Here is a 16692-nt window from a genome sequence, read left to right as displayed (position 1 = left end):
TATGTAAAGAACCAAAACGACTAATAAGAGCTGTGATGACTAAACCCTTATTTGTGGTGCGGGCAATCGTCGTCTTTACTGTGGTCGAGTCTTTATGCAATCACCGATAAAACCGACAAGAGGCGATGCAATGAGCAACCCTACCAAAGCGACAAAACCTGATAGCACGGTCGATGCTTGGGCGATTCTTTTCCTGATCATTTTGGTCGTGGGCACGGCAGTGTTCTGGGTCAGCCATCAATAACCGACCCCGTCCGGGCCCGGTTCCGACGATTGTCGGACAAAAACCGGAATAAACGCCGTATTACGGAACTTCACTGGCTATAATGCGCGGCGATTTTCCGGGGGCTCGGACGTTAATGTTGAAGTTTTTCTACGCCATTGTGCTACTGCTTGGCACGGTCTACGGACCGGTTGCGCGTGCGGAATCGGTGTTGTTCCTGAGCCCTGGTACCACCCAGGAAGCCTTCTGGGTCAGTTACGCGCAATTTATGCAGGCCGCCGCCAGAGATTTGGGGGTTGATCTGCGAATTCTTTATGCCCAGCGCATGCCCGAACTCACGGTGGCGCAAGCCCGTCAGGCGCTGCAAGGTCCCGATCGCCCGGACTATCTGATGTTCGTCAATGAACAATATGTCGCCCCACAGATCCTGCGCCTGGCCCAGGGCAGTGGTGTAAAGCTGTTCATGGTGAACGCGTCGCTGACGGCCAACCAGCAGAGCCTGTTGGGTGAGCGCCCCGATCACCTGGGCAGCCTGGTGCCCAACGACGAGGAGGGCGGTTACCTGATGCTCAAGGAGCTGATCCGTCAGCATCCACCGGCAACGCCCGGCAAGCCTATCGAGCTATTGGCATTTTCCGGCCTGAAAATCACTCCGTCTGCGCAATTGCGCGAGCAAGGGATGATGCGCGCATTGGCCGAGCATCCTGAAGTGCGTTTGCGCCAATTGGTCTATAGCGGGTGGACCCGGGACCGCGCCTATGAGCAGGCCAAGTTGTTGTTCCGGCGTTATCCGCAGATATCTCTGGTGTGGTCAGCCAATGATGAAATGGCGTTTGGTGCGATGCAGGCGTTTGAGGAGAGCGGTGGAAAACCCGGAAAAGACGTGTTGTTTAGTGCCGTCAACACCTCTCCCGCCGCCTTGCAGGCGATGATTGATGGACGCCTTAGCGTGCTGCTGGGCGGTCACTTCACTTTAGGTGGTTGGGCGCTGGTGGAGTTGCATGATTATGACCAGGGCGTTGATCTTGATCTGTACGGTGGCCGCCACCGGCTGATCCCGCTGTTGCAACTGATCGACAAGACGCAAGCCAAACGCCTGCTGGCGTTGGGGGCCACACCTGACTATGGCGTGAACTTCCGTCGACTCTCGGCCAAAGGGCGGCCGACCACCTATCGCTACCCGTTCAGCTTGCAAACACTGATGCGCTAAACCCCGGCCAGATGCAGCACCAGTTGCACGATGCCGTACAGGGTCAAGGCAAACACGGTCGTGAACAAAATCCCCAGAATCACAAAATGACTCGGTTTACCGTGGGTGAAATCCCGGGCCCGGTTCTTCCCGCTCTGTACCCCGAACGCCGCCGCCATGACGCTCTGCAGCATCTGCCAGAAGGTCGGCGGCTTGTTGTCTGCTGGATCGTCCATAAACCCCTCGTCACGTGTGTGTGAGCCGTAAGCATAGACCTACGGACAGCACAAACAACTGTGGGAGCGAGCCTGCTCGCGAAGAGGTCGTGTCAGTCGACATTAATATCGCCTGGTCCACCGCCTTCGTGAGCAGACTCGCTCCCACAGGGGATCACGGTTCGCCACCGTATTGTGGCCCGTCGGTTGGTTAGTTGTCGTACCCGAGGTTCGGGGCCAGCCAACGTTCGGTCACGCTCAACTCCTGACCTTTGCGCGAGGTGTAGCTCTGCACCTGATCCTTGTCGATCTTGCCCACGGCGAAGTACTGCGCCTGCGGGTGAGCGAAGTACCACCCGCTGACGGCTGCCGCCGGGAACATCGCGTAGTGCTCGGTGAGGAATACGCCGCTGCGACCGGCCTTGAGCTCTTCGGCTTCGGGGTCCAGCAGTTTGAACAGCGTGGACTTCTCGGTGTGATCCGGGCACGCGGGGTAGCCCGGAGCAGGGCGGATGCCGGTGTATTGCTCTTTGATCAGCGCCTCGTTGTCGAGCGTTTCGTCCTTGGCGTAACCCCAGTAGTCTTTACGGACTTGTTGGTGCAGCCATTCTGCGCAGGCTTCGGCCAGGCGGTCGGCCAGGGCTTTGACCATGATCGAGTTGTAATCGTCGCCAGCGTCCTGATAAGCCTTGGCCACTTCTTCGGCGCCGATGCCGGCGGTGGTGATGAACCCGCCCACGTAGTCGGTGACTTCACTGTCTTTTGGCGCGACGAAGTCGGCCAGGGAGAAGTTCGGCTTGCCGTCGGTCTTGATGATCTGCTGGCGCAGGTGATGTAGCTTGGCAATCGCCTTGCCGTCGTCGCCGTAGACTTCGATGTCATCGTCGCGCACCTGGTTGGCCGGCCAGAAGCCAAACACCGCGCGGGCACTGATCAACTTTTCATCGATCAGCTTGGCGAGCATTTCCTGGGCATCGGCATACAGCGAGGTGGCGGCTTCACCGACCACTTCGTCTTGGAGGATGCGCGGGAATTTGCCGGCCAGGTCCCAGGAGATAAAGAATGGCGTCCAGTCGATGTACTCGGCCAGAACCTTCAGGTCGATGTTGTCCAGCACCTTGGAGCCGGTGAACGTCGGTTTGACCGGTGCGTAAGTGCTCCAGTCAAACTGCGGCTTCTTGGCGATCGCAGCCGGGTAGCTCAGGCGCTCGGTGCGCGCGCTGCGGTTGGCCGTGCGCTCGCGAACGTCGATGTATTCCAGGCGGGTCTTCTCGACAAACGCCGGTTTCAGCTCCTTGGACAGCAACTGCGTCGCCACGCCCACGGCGCGGGAGGCGTCCGTCACGTAGATCACCGCGTCGTTGCTGTACTTGGGCTCGATCTTCACCGCCGTGTGCGCTTTGGAGGTGGTCGCGCCACCGATCATCAGCGGCAGGTGGAAGTCCTGACGCTGCATTTCACGGGCGACGTGGACCATTTCATCCAGCGAAGGCGTAATCAGGCCCGACAGGCCGATGATGTCGCACTTCTGCTCCTTGGCCACTTGCAGGATTTTCTCCGCCGGGACCATCACGCCGAGGTCGACAATGTCGTAGCCGTTACAGCCCAACACCACGCCGACGATGTTCTTGCCGATGTCGTGCACGTCGCCTTTCACCGTTGCCATCAGGATCTTGCCCTTGGCTTCCGGTTTGTCGCCTTTTTCCAGTTCGATGAACGGGATCAAGTGGGCCACGGCCTGCTTCATTACGCGGGCGGATTTCACCACTTGCGGCAGGAACATTTTGCCGGCGCCGAACAGGTCGCCAACGATGTTCATGCCGGACATCAGCGGGCCTTCGATCACTTCGATCGGTCGGGCGAACGACTGGCGCGACTCTTCGGTGTCTTCAACGATGTGCGTGGTGATGCCCTTGACCAGCGCATGTTCCAGGCGCTTGTTGACCGGCCAGCCGCGCCATTCTTCGGTCTCGGCTTCCTTGACACTGCCATCGCCCTTGTACTTGTCGGCGATGGCGAGGAGGGCGTCGGTGCCTTCCGGGGTGCGGTTTAGGATCACGTCTTCGACGGCGTCGCGCAGCTCTTGCGGGATCTGGTCGTAAATCTCCAGCTGACCGGCGTTGACGATACCCATGGTCAGGCCATTGCGGATCGCGTACAGCAGGAACACCGAGTGGATCGCTTCACGCACCGGGTTGTTGCCTCGGAACGAGAACGACACGTTGGACACACCACCCGAGGTCAGCGCGTACGGCAGTTCGTCGCGGATGTAAGCGCAAGCGTTGATGAAGTCCACAGCGTAGTTGTTGTGTTCTTCAATACCGGTGGCCACGGCGAAGATGTTCGGGTCGAAGATGATGTCTTCCGGCGGGAAGCCGACTTCGTTGACCAGAATGTCGTAGGAGCGTTTGCAGATTTCTTTCTTGCGCGCTTCGGTGTCGGCCTGGCCGGCTTCGTCGAAGGCCATGACGACCACCGCGGCACCGTAGCGCTTGCACAGTTTGGCGTGATGGATGAACTGCTCGACACCTTCTTTCATGCTGATCGAGTTGACGATGCCCTTGCCCTGGATGCATTTCAGGCCGGCCTCGATCACTTCCCACTTGGAGGAGTCGATCATGATCGGGACGCGGGAGATGTCCGGCTCGCCGGCAATCAGATTGAGGAAGGTCACCATGGCCTTCTTCGAATCGAGCATCCCTTCGTCCATGTTGATGTCGATTATCTGGGCGCCTGCTTCGACCTGCTGCAGGGCGACTTCCAGGGCTTCGGTGTAGTTGTCTTCGCGGATCAGGCGGGCGAACTTGGCCGAGCCGGTGATGTTGGTCCGCTCACCGACGTTGACGAACAACGAGCTGCGGTCGATGGTGAACGGTTCCAGGCCCGACAGGCGGCAGGCCTTGGGGATTTCCGGAATTTGACGCGGTGCGTAACCGGCTACGGCCTTGGCGATGGCTTCGATGTGGCCAGGGGTGGTGCCGCAGCAGCCGCCGACAATGTTCAGGAAACCGCTTTGAGCGAACTCCTCGATGACCTTGGCAGTGTCCACCGGCAGTTCGTCGTACTCACCGAACTCGTTCGGCAGACCGGCGTTCGGGTGCGCGGAAACATGGGTGCCAGCCTTGTTCGACAGCTCTTCCAGGTACGGACGCAATTCGCTGGCACCGAGGGCGCAGTTCAAACCGACCGAGATCGGCTTGGCGTGAGCCACGGAGTTCCAGAACGCTTCGGTGGTCTGGCCGGAGAGGGTACGGCCGGAGGCGTCGGTGATGGTGCCGGAAATCATGATCGGCAACTCGATGCCGAGCTCCTCGAACACGCCTTGCACGGCAAAGATCGCGGCTTTGGCGTTCAGGGTGTCGAAGATGGTTTCGATCAGGATCAGGTCGGCGCCGCCTTCGATCAGGCCCTTGGTGGATTCGGTGTAGTTTTCCACCAGCTCATCAAAGGTCACGTTGCGGTAACCGGGGTTGTTCACGTCCGGGGACAGCGAGCAGGTGCGGCTGGTAGGGCCAAGCACGCCAGCGACGAAACGTGGCTTGTCCGGGGTTTCCAGGGTCTTGGCGTCAGCCACCTTGCGGGCCAGGCGTGCGCCTTCTACGTTTAACTCATACGCCAGGCCCTGCATGCCATAGTCGGCCAGGGAAATCTGGGTGGCGTTGAACGTGTTGGTTTCCAGAATATCGGCGCCGGCATCCAGGTAGGCTTTCTCGATACCCCCAATCACATCCGGGCGAGTCAGCACCAACAGGTCGTTGTTGCCTTTGACATCGCTTGGCCAGTCAGCAAAGCGTTTGCCACGGTAATCCTGCTCTTCGAGCTTGTAGCTCTGGATCATCGTGCCCATGCCGCCATCGAGAATCAGGATGCGCTCTTTGAGGGCGTGCTTGAGAGCTTGAAGGCGAACACTGCGATCGGACATTTGGACTACTCGGAAAGACCATGACGAAGGGGCGGGATCATAGCAAACCTGTGCGCTTTTAGAGCATCACCCGGTTTTGCATGAATATCGTTCATGTTGGTATGGGTATCTGACCGGTAGAATCGCCGCGATTTTTCATGATTGGGACCAGGGATATGTCGTATCGCGTCATCACCAGCATTTTCATGCTGCTTTTAAGCTGGGGCGCCGCGGCGCAAGGTCCGGCCATGTCCTCTGCGATTTCCTACAGCCGCGACATCCAACCGATCTTTACCGAAAAGTGCGTCGCCTGCCATGCGTGCAACGATGCCCCCTGCCAGCTCAACCTGGGCAGTGGCGAAGGGGCGGCGCGGGGCGCCACGAAAGTCACGGTCTACGACGGCGACCGCAGTACCGCTGCGGCACCGACGCGGCTGTTTTACGACGCGTTCGGCAAGCACGCCTGGCAGCAGAAGGGCTTCTATCCGATGCTTGACGCCCAGGGCAGTCAGGCCGCGTTGATGGCACGGATGCTGGAACTGGGCCACAAAACCCCATTGCAACCCAACATCAAATTACCGCAAGACATCGTTCTCGGTCTGAACCGGGAAAACATGTGCGCCACGCCCGCAGAGTTCGACAATTACGCCAGTTCCCATCCCAAAGAGGGCATGCCGCTGGCGGTCACCGGCCTGACCGATCAGCAATATCAGACGTTGCAGCGCTGGCTGGCGTCGGGTGCGCCGATCGATGAGGTGGGGCTGGTGCCAAGCGCAAAAGAAGCACAGGAGGTGGTGCAATGGGAAAACCTGCTCAACGCGCCCGGCTCCCGGCAAAGCCTGGTGGCGCGCTGGTTGTTCGAGCACTGGTTTCTTGCGCATATCTACTTCAAGGACGGCGAACCCGGGCATTTCTTCCAGTGGGTGCGTTCGCGCACGCCCACCGGCCAGCCGATTGACCTGATCAACACCCGGCGCCCGAATGACGACCCGGGCACTCAGGTGTTTTACCGCCTGTGGCCGGTGCAGGGCGTGATTGTGCAAAAGACCCACATCACCTACCCGCTGAGTGCGGCGAAGATGGCGCGGGTCAAAAGCCTGTTCTATAGCGGCGACTGGCAGGTCAACGCCTCGCCAGGTTACGGACCTGAACGGCGGGCCAATCCGTTCGCTACCTTCGAGGCGATCCCGGCGCAGGCGCGCTACCAGTTCATGCTGGATAACGCCGAATACTTCGTGCGCACCTTTATTCGTGGCCCGGTCTGCCGTGGCCAGATCGCCACGGACGTGATCCGCGATAACTTCTGGGCGCTGTTCCAGGCCCCTGAACACGACCTCTATATCATCGATCCCAACTACCGCGGCCAGGCGACGCCGTTGCTGGCCATGCCTGGCCAAAACGATGATGTCGGCAGTGTCTTGAGCCTGTGGCATGACTACCGCGACAAGCGTAACGAGTACGAAGCACTGCGTCGGGACAGCTACGCCGATGTACCGGCACCGAGCTGGTCGGCCTTGTGGGCGGGGAATGACAACGCGCTGTTGAGCATCTTCCGGCACTTTGACAGTGCATCGGTGAACAAAGGCCTGATCGGCGATGTGCCGCAAACGATGTGGCTGTTCGACTTCCCGTTGCTGGAGCGTACCTACTATCAATTGGCGGTGAACTTCGACGTGTTCGGCAACGTTTCTCACCAGGCCCAGACCCGTTTGTACTTCGACCTGATCCGTAACGGCGCCGAGCAGAACTTCCTGCGTCTGATGCCGGCGGACTCCCGGGACGCCTACCTTGACGATTGGTACCAGAACAGCGGCAAGTTCAAGATGTGGCTGGACTATGAGTCCATCGATGACGACAAACCCACTGCGTTGAAACTCGACGAGAAGGACCCCAAGCGCGACTTCGCCCAACAGTTGCTGGTCCGTTACGGCGAGCTCAATGCCACCCCCGACCCGATCAACCGCTGCGACGGCGCCTATTGCTCGCGACCGAACATCGACCCGGCCTTGCAGGGCGCCGAACAGGCCTTGAGTCGCCTGACATCGAGGCCGGCGGCGGGCTTGAAGGTCATCGACCAGTTGCCGGAAGCGACGATGTTGCGCATCGAAACGACGAGCGGCAAGCGCGAGGTCTACAGCCTGCTGCGCAACCGTGCGCACAGCAACGTGGCGTTCCTGTTGGGTGAATCGTTGCGCTACCAGCCGGGGCTGGACACATTGACGATTTTCCCGGGCGTACTCAGCAGTTACCCGAATTTCATCTTCAACATCCCGGCCGACCAGGTGCCGGCGTTCGTCGATGCAATGGAAAACGCCAAGGACGATGACGGCTTCGAGAAAATCGTCGAACGTTGGGGAATTCGCCGCAGTCATCCGCAATTCTGGTTCTATTTCCACGACCTGAGTCGCTATGTCCACGAGACCGATCCGGTGGAAGAGGGTGTGCTGGACATGAACCGCTACCAAAACCTCTGACTCACCGCGACACCCCCTGTGGGAGCGAGCTTGCTCGCGATGGCGTCGGATCAATCAACATTTATGCTGACTGTCAGGACGCTATCGCGAGCAAGCTCGCTCCCACAGGGGATCAGGGATCAGGGGATCGTCGGAATCTTTCCCGACAAAAATACTAGGACTTTGTGCGGCGCGTTGATTGGCGTAAACTGCGCCCAAGCCTGCGAGGAGTTTCCATGACCGCTATAACCATTACCGACGCCGCCCACGATTACCTGGCTGACCTGCTCTCCAAGCAGAACACCCCGGGCATCGGCATCCGCGTCTTTATCACCCAGCCTGGCACCCAGTACGCCGAAACCTGCATTGCCTACTGCAAGCCGGGCGAAGAAAAACCTGAAGACACGGCGCTGGGGCTCAAAAGCTTCACCGCTTACATTGACTCGTTCAGCGAAGCCTTCCTGGACGATGCGGTGGTCGACTACGCCACTGACCGCATGGGCGGCCAGCTGACCATCAAGGCGCCAAACGCCAAAGTACCGATGGTCAACGCCGACAGCCCGGTCAATGAGCGCATCAATTACTACCTGCAAACCGAAATCAACCCGGGGCTGGCGAGCCACGGCGGTCAGGTCAGCCTGATCGATGTCGTTGAAGACGGCATTGCCGTGCTGAAATTCGGTGGCGGTTGCCAGGGCTGCGGCCAGGCGGACGTGACCCTGAAAGAAGGCATCGAGCGCACGTTGCTTGAGCGTATTCCTGAGCTCAAGGGTGTGCGTGACGTGACTGACCACACGCAGAAAGAAAACGCCTACTACTAAGGTGTTCGCTGCGACATGAAAAACGGCGCCCCGTGAGCGCCGTTTTTTTATGGGTGAAATTCAGTGGCCCCATCGCGAGCTTGCTCGCGATGGGGCCCTATGGGCGATAGAGATGCGCATGCCCCGCACGATACAGCGACGACTCGCTGAACTGATCACTCCCCAACACCCGTCCCACCAGAATCAACGCCGTGCGCCGAAACCCTTTGGCCTCGACCTTCCCGGCAATGTCCTCAAGCGTTCCCACCACCCAATCCTGATCCGGCCACGTCGCCCGGTGGATCACCGCAATCGGGCAGTCCGCGCCGTAATGCGGCAGCAGCTCAGCGAGGATTTTCTCCAGATGATTCACGCCCAAATGAATGGCCATGGTCGCCCCATGCTGCGCCAGGCTGCCCAGTTCCTCGCCCGGCGGCATGGCGGTCTTGTCGGCATAGCGGGTCAGAATCACGCTTTGCGAGATGTCCGGCAAGGTCAGTTCAGCCCCTAAAAGCGCTGCACACGCCGCGGTCGCCGTCACGCCAGGAATGATTTCAAACGGAATGTCGAGTTCACGCAGGTAGCGAATCTGCTCGCCAATCGCGCCATACAGGCTCGGATCGCCGGAATGCACCCGCGCCACGTCCTGACCGTTGGCGTGGGCGGTTTTGATCAGATCAATGATCTGCTCCAGGTGCAATTCAGCGCTGTTGACCACCTGTTCGGCGCGATGGCCTTCCAGCACGGCTGCCGGCACGAGTGAGCCGGCATAGATGATCACCGGGCAGCTGCGAATCAGCCGTTGGCCTTTGACCGTGATCAGTTCCGGGTCGCCGGGACCCGCGCCAATGAAGTAGACGGTCATCGTCGTTTCCTGTGAAAAAAGAGGCCGGGCAACGCTTCAGATGAAGATTGCTCATGATCGAATGCGCGATTATCGGGGATTTTACGCAGCGCCGGCCAATGCCAGGGTTGCTTGCGCGTATTTTTGTCGGCAGATCAGCAGTTTTACCGGAGCCTGAGCCAGCTGTTCGGCCAGTGCCAGGGCGGCACTTTCCGCTACGCCGTAGCAGCCGGTGCGTTCGAACGCGATGTCGGAACGATGGCTGAGGCTGGTGTGATATCCAGCCAATTGTTCACTGCTGAAGAACATCAACGGCAGTGCGAGTTGTTCCGCGAGTTCGATCAGGCCAGGCTCATCGCGCTTCAGGTCAATGCTGGCGAGTGCCTTTATCTCATGAAGCCCGATTTGATGAGCCTGTAGCGCCTGATCCAGCAATGCCCGCAGCGTGCTCGCGGGGCAGCCGCGCTGGCAGCCCAGGCCGACCACTAGCGTCGGCGCTGTGCTGGCATCAGTCATGCGTGGTATTGGCCATCGCTTTTGCGGCGGAACAACCAGGCGCTGATCAGGCCCAGGGCCAGCCAGAACGCTACGTTGGTCAACTGCGAAGCGATGTTGAATTGAGCTTCCAGGGCTTGCGGCGCGAGCATCGAATGCACTTCCGGTTGTGGCGCGCCAATCACGTGCGGAACGGCCAGAATCGCCACGCCCAGCACTTTCATCAGCCAGTGACGGCTGAACACAATCAGCGCGATACCGACAGCGGTTGAAGCAGCAGTGCCGATCCACCAGATCTGCCGTTGCGCCAGATCCGCCGCAACGGTGCCCGGCAGTTCAGGCGGCAGGCCCAGGGTCGGTGCGAGGACAAACGTTGCATAACCGGCCAGACCCCAGAGCAGGCCTTGAGACGTTTTAGTCGGTGCACGCAGGGTGTAGAGGCCGGCGAGCATCAGGGCGAAACCAACGGCCACCACCAGATTGCCGCCAGTGGTCGACAGCACGCGCTGCCAGCCGTCTTCCGGCTCCCAGGCTTCGGCGTCGTGGGTGTGCGCGGCCATGGCGCCTTCGGCGTGTTCATGGGGTTGAACCACTGCGGGCTCGGCTTTCTCGTAGGTTTCCGCTTGAAGAATCAGCGGTGCGACCCAGAAGCTTTGCAGCAAGGTCAGCAGCAGGGCGGCCAGCAGCCCGGTAAACCCTGCGGTTTGCGCAATACGCTTGATCATGTCGAGAGCTCTCAATGGCACGGGAACGCAGAGCTGTGACGGGTATCGTGTGCAGCGTTGTGCACCGCTTCGATGTGCGAGAAACCGGCGAAATACACCAGGCACGCGCCCAGGATCGACGCGCAGATGGCGGCAGTCAGGCGTTGGGTCAGGGTAGACGTGGTGCTGGCGGTGCTCTTATCGGCGTTGCTGGCGGTGCTGTTGATGATCGACATGGCGCATCCCTCTGGTCTGTCAGCGGGTGAATAGAGCGCATGGAAAACCCCTGCGAGCCGGGCACGCAGACGTTCAAACAGCGCCCGCCCACCGCGGGTTTGTTGTTCAGTGACCGTAACGGTCACTGGGTGTTGCGGGCCGGTCTCCGGGCTCACGAGGGGCGCAGGCTTTCGCCTTGACCTGCAAGCATCACCTTCCCATGCCGAACTGCTGGCACAGTGGATTTGATGCTTCGCTCGCTTACCGTTGCGGGGGCAGCACCGGACTGACATGGCTTTGAGTAAAGCACATGATTCACCGGTTTCCCGTTTCACCCTGTGAAGGGCACCCGTAACAAGATGCGTAGGAGAGCATGGGCGGGGGATTCGCGTCAATTGGCAAGGGTTCTCAACTTGGGACCGTGTCGACGCCATAGCGTCCTAATGGCCGCCACAAGACATTGACCCGCCCCAGCGCGATGCGTAGCCTTGCGCTTTCGAGGTTCTTCGGCGTTTGCCGAAGCTAAGAAGGGAACGCGGTCAATGCCGCGGCTGCCCCCGCAACTGTGAACGGTTCAGTTTCTGCCATGCCACTGCATGCGCCAGCCATGGCGCGAGCGGGAAGGCGCAGAAACCGCCAGTCAAACGACTGGCCAGCCGTCAGCCAGGAGACCTGCCTCGACACAGATTCTGACTTTCAACCGGGCGGGGTGATCCGGTGGCGAAATCTTCCGCGCAGCGTGTGCTGCTGCGGTCGTCGTCCCGTATGCCCGCCACCTTGCCAAAGGGCATCCGATGAAAACACTGGCCAAACTCCCCGTCACCATCGTTACCGGCTTCCTCGGCTCGGGCAAAACCACCTTGCTGCGGCACATGCTCGACAACGCCCAAGGCCGTCGCATTGCGGTGATCGTCAACGAGTTCGGCGAGCTGGGCATCGACGGCGAAATCCTCAAGCAGTGCTCCATCGGCTGCACCGAAGAAGAAGCCAACGGTCGCGTCTACGAACTGGCCAACGGCTGCCTGTGTTGCACCGTCCAGGAAGAATTCTTCCCGGTGATGCGCGAACTGGTGGCCCGTCGCGGCGACCTCGATCACATCCTCATCGAAACCTCGGGCCTGGCCCTGCCAAAGCCGCTGGTCCAGGCCTTCCAGTGGCCAGAAATCCGCAGCGCCTGCACCGTTGACGCAGTGATCACCGTGGTCGATAGCCCGGCCGTGGCCGCCGGCACCTTCGCCGCGTTCCCGGATCAAGTGGATGCCCAGCGCAAACTCGACCCGAACCTGGACCACGAATCGCCGCTGCACGAACTGTTCGCCGACCAACTGGCCAGCGCCGACCTGGTGATCCTCAACAAGGCCGACCTGATCAGCCCTGAAGACCTGGCACGCGTGCGCCTCGAAGTCGCCGAAGAACTGCCGCCTGCAGTGAAAGTCATCGAAGCCAGCAGTGGTCGCCTGCCACTGGACGTGTTGATCGGCCTCGGCGCGGGCTCCGAAGAGCACATCGACAGCCGTCACAGTCACCACGATCATCACCACGAAGGTGAAGATGATCACGACCACGACGCGTTCGACTCGATCTCCATTGAGCTGCCGCAAGCCGACGAAAGCCTGCTGATGGACGCCCTGACGCAACTGGTGGTCAAGCACGGCATCCTGCGTATCAAAGGTTTCGCGGCAATCCCGAACAAACCAATGCGCTTGCTGATTCAGGGCGTGGGCACACGTTTCGACAAGCACTTCGACCGCCAGTGGGGAGTCGAGGAAGGACGCACCACGCGCCTGGTGCTGATCGGCCAGGAATTGGACGCCGCCGAACTCGAAGCGCAATTGCGCGCTGCGCTCAGCGTTTAAGCCATGCACCTGCTCAGGACCCAGCCCGGCGGTTTTGTGTCGGATGACAACATCGCCGACCTCGGACAAACCCCCGCCGAGCTGGTGATCCTGTGCAGCGGCGATTCCAGCCTGGCGCTGCTGGCCGAAGCCGCGCAGCAACTGCCCGACGACTACCCGAGCGTACGTTTGGCCAACCCGATGCAGGTGCAGAATCACGCCTCGGTCGATTTGTATGTCGATGAAGTGCTGCGCCACGCCAAGGTGATCCTGATCTCGCTGCACGGCGGCATTGCCTACTGGCGTTATGGCGTCGAGCGGCTGGTGCAATTGTCCGAGCGAGGCGTGCAGCTGATTCTGGTGCCCGGCGATGATCGTCCGGACCCGGAACTGAGCGACCTCAGTACCGTCGAGGCCTGCGACCGTGATCGGCTCTGGCAGTTTTTGCGTCAGGGCGGCATGGGCAATGCCCTGGACTTTTTCCGCTGCCTCGCCACTCGCTGGCTGGACCGCGATTACGCGTGGGCCGAGCCGCAAGTCCTGCCGCGCACAGCGATTTACCACCCGCACAAAAGTCCGGCTGAACTGAAGGATTGGCAGGCCGACTGGCAAGCCGATCAACCGGTGGCGGCAGTGCTGTTTTACCGCTCGCATTTGCAAGCGGCCAATACCGCTTTCATCGATGTTTTCTGCCAGCGTTTGCAAGCGGCCGGGTTAAACCCTTTGCCGATGGCCGTGGCCAGTTTGAAAGAGCCCGGCTGCCTGACGGTGGTCGAGGATTGGCTGGATGAAGTCGAGGCGGGGGTGATTCTGAACACCACCGGTTTTGCCCAATCCAGCCCCGAAGCGCCGCATCTGCGACCGTTTCGCCGCAACATCCCGGTGATCCAGGCGATATGCGCCCAGGACAACGAACCCGGTTGGCGCGCCAGCGAGCAGGGCCTAGGCCCGCGCGACCTGGCGATGCACATCGCGCTGCCGGAACTGGACGGTCGGATCATCAGCCGCCCGATCAGCTTCAAGGACCTGGCGTGGCGCAGCGAGCGCAGTCAGTCGGACGTGGTGTGTTATCGACCGCAACCGGAACGCATGGATTTCGTCGCTGAACTGGCGCGGCGCTGGATCGATCTGGCGCGGGTGCCGAACCGCGAAAAACGCATCGCCCTGATTCTCGCCAACTACCCGACCCGCGATGGGCGAATCGGTAATGGTGTCGGCCTCGACACGCCAGCCGCCGCGTTGAACATCCTGCGTGCGCTGCATCAAGAAGGTTATCCGTTGCCGGCCGAATTACCGGACAGTGGCACCGCGTTGATCCAGCAATTGCTTGGCGGCGTCAGCAACGACCTTGACACGCTCGACCAGCGTCCGTGTCATCAAAGCCTCGCGCTGGACGAATACCAGCGGATGTTCGACGCCTTGCCCGAGGCCAATCGCCAGGCCGTGCTGGAGCGCTGGGGCACCCCCGAAAACGACCCGATGTACCGTGGCGAACGGATGATGATTGCCGGCCTGCGTTTTGGCCTGACCTTCGTCGGCATTCAACCGGCGCGCGGCTATCAGGTGGACCCGAGCGCGGTCTATCACGACCCGGACCTGGTGCCGCCCCACGGTTATCTGGCGTTCTACTTCTGGCTGCGCAACACCTATGGCGCCCACGGTGTGATCCACGTCGGCAAACACGGCAACCTCGAATGGTTGCCGGGCAAAGGCGTCGGGCTCTCGGAAAGCTGCTGGCCGGATGCGTTGCTCGGGCCGCTGCCGAACATCTACCCGTTTATCGTCAACGATCCGGGCGAGGGCGCGCAGGCCAAGCGCCGCACCCAAGCGGTGATCATCGACCACCTGATGCCGCCGCTGACGCGCGCTGAAACCTACGGCCCACTGCGCAACCTTGAGCTGCTGGCCGATGAGTATTACGAAGCGCAACTGCTCGATCCGCGCCGCGCCCGTGAATTGCAGCGCGACATCCTGCAACTGGTGCGCGACACGCACATTGATCGTGAGCTGCAACTGGACGAAAAACTCGACAGCGATGCCGACGCGGCGATCTGGTTGCCGCGACTGGACACGTATTTGTGCGATTTGAAGGAGTCGCAGATTCGCGATGGCTTGCACATCTTTGGTGAATCACCGACAGGGCGGTTGCGCATCGACACCTTGCTGGCTTTGCTGCGGATTCCGCGTGGCGATGGGCGTGGCGCGCAATCGAGTTTGCTGCGGGCATTGGCCAAGGCGTTCGAGTTGGGGTTCGATCCGCTGGATTGTGCGCTGGCCGAGCCTTGGAGCGGGCCGCGTCCCATTGAACTGCAAACCCTCACCGATGAAGCCTGGCGCACGGCGGGGGATACCCGTGAACGCCTGGAATTGTTCGCCGCTCAACTCATTACCCAAACGTTGTCGACCGAACCCGGACCTTGTAGGAGTGAGCCGGGTTGGGCGGAAGTGCACGCCATCCTCGACAACTTGTGCGAAGTCGTCGCCCCACGCCTTGACGCCTGCGGCCCAGCCGAAATGCGCGGTCTGCTCGACGCCTTGAACGGCCGCTTCGTCCCCGCCGGCCCGAGCGGCGCACCCAGTCGCGGTCGCCTGGACGTGCTGCCAACCGGGCGCAATTTCTATTCGGTGGACGTGCGCAACCTGCCCACCACCACTGCGTGGCGCATCGGTTTCCAGTCCGCCAACCTGATCCTCGAACGACACCTGCAAGACCATGGCGATCACCTGCGCCAGCTCGGCCTGTCAGTGTGGGGCACCGCGACCATGCGCACCGGCGGCGACGACATCGCCCAGGCCATGGCGCTGATGGGCGTGCGCCCGGTCTGGGCCACAGGCAGTCAGCGGGTCGACGATTTCGAAATCCTGCCGCTGAGCTTGCTCGACCGTCCGCGTGTGGACGTGACCCTGCGTGTTTCCGGGTTCTTTCGCGATGCGTTTGCCAACCTGATCCGTCTGTTCGATGCGGCGGTGCAAGCGGTCGCAGCGCTGGATGAACCCGACGACCTCAACCCCTTGGCCGCCAAAGTGCGTGCCGAGCGTGAAGCACTGATGCAATCGGGCCTGGATGAAGACGCCGCGAACCGTCAGGCCGGTTGGCGAATTTTTGGTGCCAAGCCCGGTGCCTACGGCGCCGGTGTGCAGGGCGCCATCGACGGGCGCCTGTGGCAAAGCCGTGAAGACCTGGCCGAGGTTTACCTGAATTGGGGCGGCTATGCTTATGGCGGTTCCGACGAAGGCACCGCCGCCCGCGAACAATTCGCCCAGCGCTTGAGTCAGGTGCAAGCGGTGCTGCAAAACCAGGACAACCGTGAGCACGACTTGCTCGATTCCAACGACTATTACCAGTTCCAGGGCGGCATGCTTGCTGCCGTGGAAAGCCTTAGCGGTGAAACAGCGGCCAGTTACCACGGCGATCACAGTCAGCCGGATCTGCCGAAGATCCGCACCTTGAAAGAAGAACTGAACCGGGTGATCCGCTCCCGGGCGGCCAATCCAAAGTGGATCGACGGGGTCAAGCGTCACGGCTACAAAGGCGCGTTTGAACTGGCGGCGACGGTCGATAACCTGTTTGCCTTCGACGCGACGACGCAGCTGATTGACGATCACCAGTACGCGTTGCTGGCTGATGCCTATTTGCTCGACTCGGCGACGCGCGAGTTTGTTCGCGAGCACAATCCGCATGCCTTGCGCGACATGACCGAACGGATGCTGGAAGCGCAGCAGCGGGGGATGTGGAAGGAGCCGGGCGAGTACCGCGAGGCCCTGGAAAACCTGCTGCTGGATATAGAAGAAGATTCATGAGGGCATGATCGTTCCC

At 60.8% G+C, this 16692-nt stretch carries 11 protein-coding genes and 2 riboswitches; of the genes, 5 read left to right on the top strand and 6 right to left on the bottom strand.

All coding sequences use genetic code 11. The features are described from left to right. Positions 1–359: 359 nt before the first annotated feature. Complete coding sequence (locus H8F22_RS11550) at positions 360–1433, top strand: ABC transporter substrate-binding protein (RefSeq protein WP_059182843.1); 1074 nt, start codon at positions 360–362, stop codon at positions 1431–1433. On the opposite strand, the gene H8F22_RS11545 is transcribed toward H8F22_RS11550, so the two are convergent. Then, positions 1430–1648: a DUF2970 domain-containing protein gene (locus H8F22_RS11545; RefSeq protein ID WP_027923764.1), complete on the bottom strand. Its 219-nt coding sequence runs from the start codon at positions 1646–1648 to the stop codon at positions 1430–1432. The two genes, H8F22_RS11550 and H8F22_RS11545, sit on opposite strands and share 4 nt — an antisense overlap. Positions 1649–1838: 190 nt before the next feature. After that, entirely contained in the window at positions 1839–5549 is a 3711-nt protein-coding gene (metH, locus tag H8F22_RS11540) for a methionine synthase (RefSeq protein WP_027923765.1), read from the bottom strand. 155 nt (positions 5550–5704) lie between these two features. Here metH and H8F22_RS11535 point away from each other — a divergent pair, with 155 nt between their 5' ends. Continuing rightward, entirely contained in the window at positions 5705–8002 is a 2298-nt protein-coding gene (locus H8F22_RS11535; RefSeq protein WP_027923766.1) for a fatty acid cis/trans isomerase, read from the top strand. Between the two features lie 215 nt (positions 8003–8217). Further along, complete coding sequence (nfuA, locus tag H8F22_RS11530) at positions 8218–8802, top strand: Fe-S biogenesis protein NfuA (RefSeq protein WP_007946504.1); 585 nt, start codon at positions 8218–8220, stop codon at positions 8800–8802. Between the two features lie 97 nt (positions 8803–8899). Here the strand turns inward: nfuA and cobM are convergent, their stop codons facing one another. The 4 genes from cobM to H8F22_RS11510 all read right to left on the bottom strand — a co-directional run bounded on the left by cobM (position 8900) and on the right by H8F22_RS11510 (position 11060). Beyond that, positions 8900–9646 (bottom strand): precorrin-4 C(11)-methyltransferase, encoded by a 747-nt coding sequence (cobM, locus tag H8F22_RS11525; RefSeq protein WP_027923767.1) that lies wholly within the window; start codon positions 9644–9646, stop codon positions 8900–8902. An 81-nt stretch (positions 9647–9727) separates the two neighbouring features. After that, on the bottom strand, positions 9728–10141 hold the full coding sequence (locus H8F22_RS11520; protein ID WP_027923768.1) for a cobalamin biosynthesis protein: 414 nt from the start codon (positions 10139–10141) through the stop codon (positions 9728–9730). After that, a complete protein-coding gene (locus H8F22_RS11515; protein WP_027923769.1) occupies positions 10138–10845 on the bottom strand; it encodes a CbtA family protein in 708 nt (235 codons plus the stop codon). Before H8F22_RS11515 ends, H8F22_RS11520 begins: the two co-directional genes overlap by 4 nt. Positions 10846–10856: 11 nt before the next feature. Next, positions 10857–11060: a CbtB domain-containing protein gene (locus tag H8F22_RS11510; RefSeq protein ID WP_027923770.1), complete on the bottom strand. Its 204-nt coding sequence runs from the start codon at positions 11058–11060 to the stop codon at positions 10857–10859. A gap of 120 nt (positions 11061–11180) precedes the next feature. Continuing rightward, a riboswitch (cobalamin riboswitch) is annotated at positions 11181–11408 on the bottom strand. A 114-nt stretch (positions 11409–11522) separates the two neighbouring features. Continuing rightward, a riboswitch (cobalamin riboswitch) is annotated at positions 11523–11734 on the top strand. 100 nt (positions 11735–11834) lie between these two features. Here H8F22_RS11510 and cobW point away from each other — a divergent pair. Together cobW and cobN are read left to right on the top strand one after the other, a co-directional pair. Next, the gene (cobW, locus tag H8F22_RS11505) at positions 11835–12896 is read left to right on the top strand and encodes a cobalamin biosynthesis protein CobW (protein WP_194940173.1); all 1062 of its coding nucleotides are present in this window, start codon (positions 11835–11837) and stop codon (positions 12894–12896) included. A gap of 3 nt (positions 12897–12899) precedes the next feature. Next, positions 12900–16676, top strand: a complete 3777-nt coding sequence (cobN, locus tag H8F22_RS11500; RefSeq protein ID WP_194940172.1) for a cobaltochelatase subunit CobN — start codon at positions 12900–12902, stop codon at positions 16674–16676. The last annotated feature ends 16 nt before the right edge of the window (positions 16677–16692 follow it).

The organism is Pseudomonas mucoides (assembly GCF_015461845.1).
Classification (GTDB): domain Bacteria; phylum Pseudomonadota; class Gammaproteobacteria; order Pseudomonadales; family Pseudomonadaceae; genus Aquipseudomonas; species Aquipseudomonas mucoides.
This window is presented reverse-complemented; position numbering and strand designations above follow the sequence as displayed.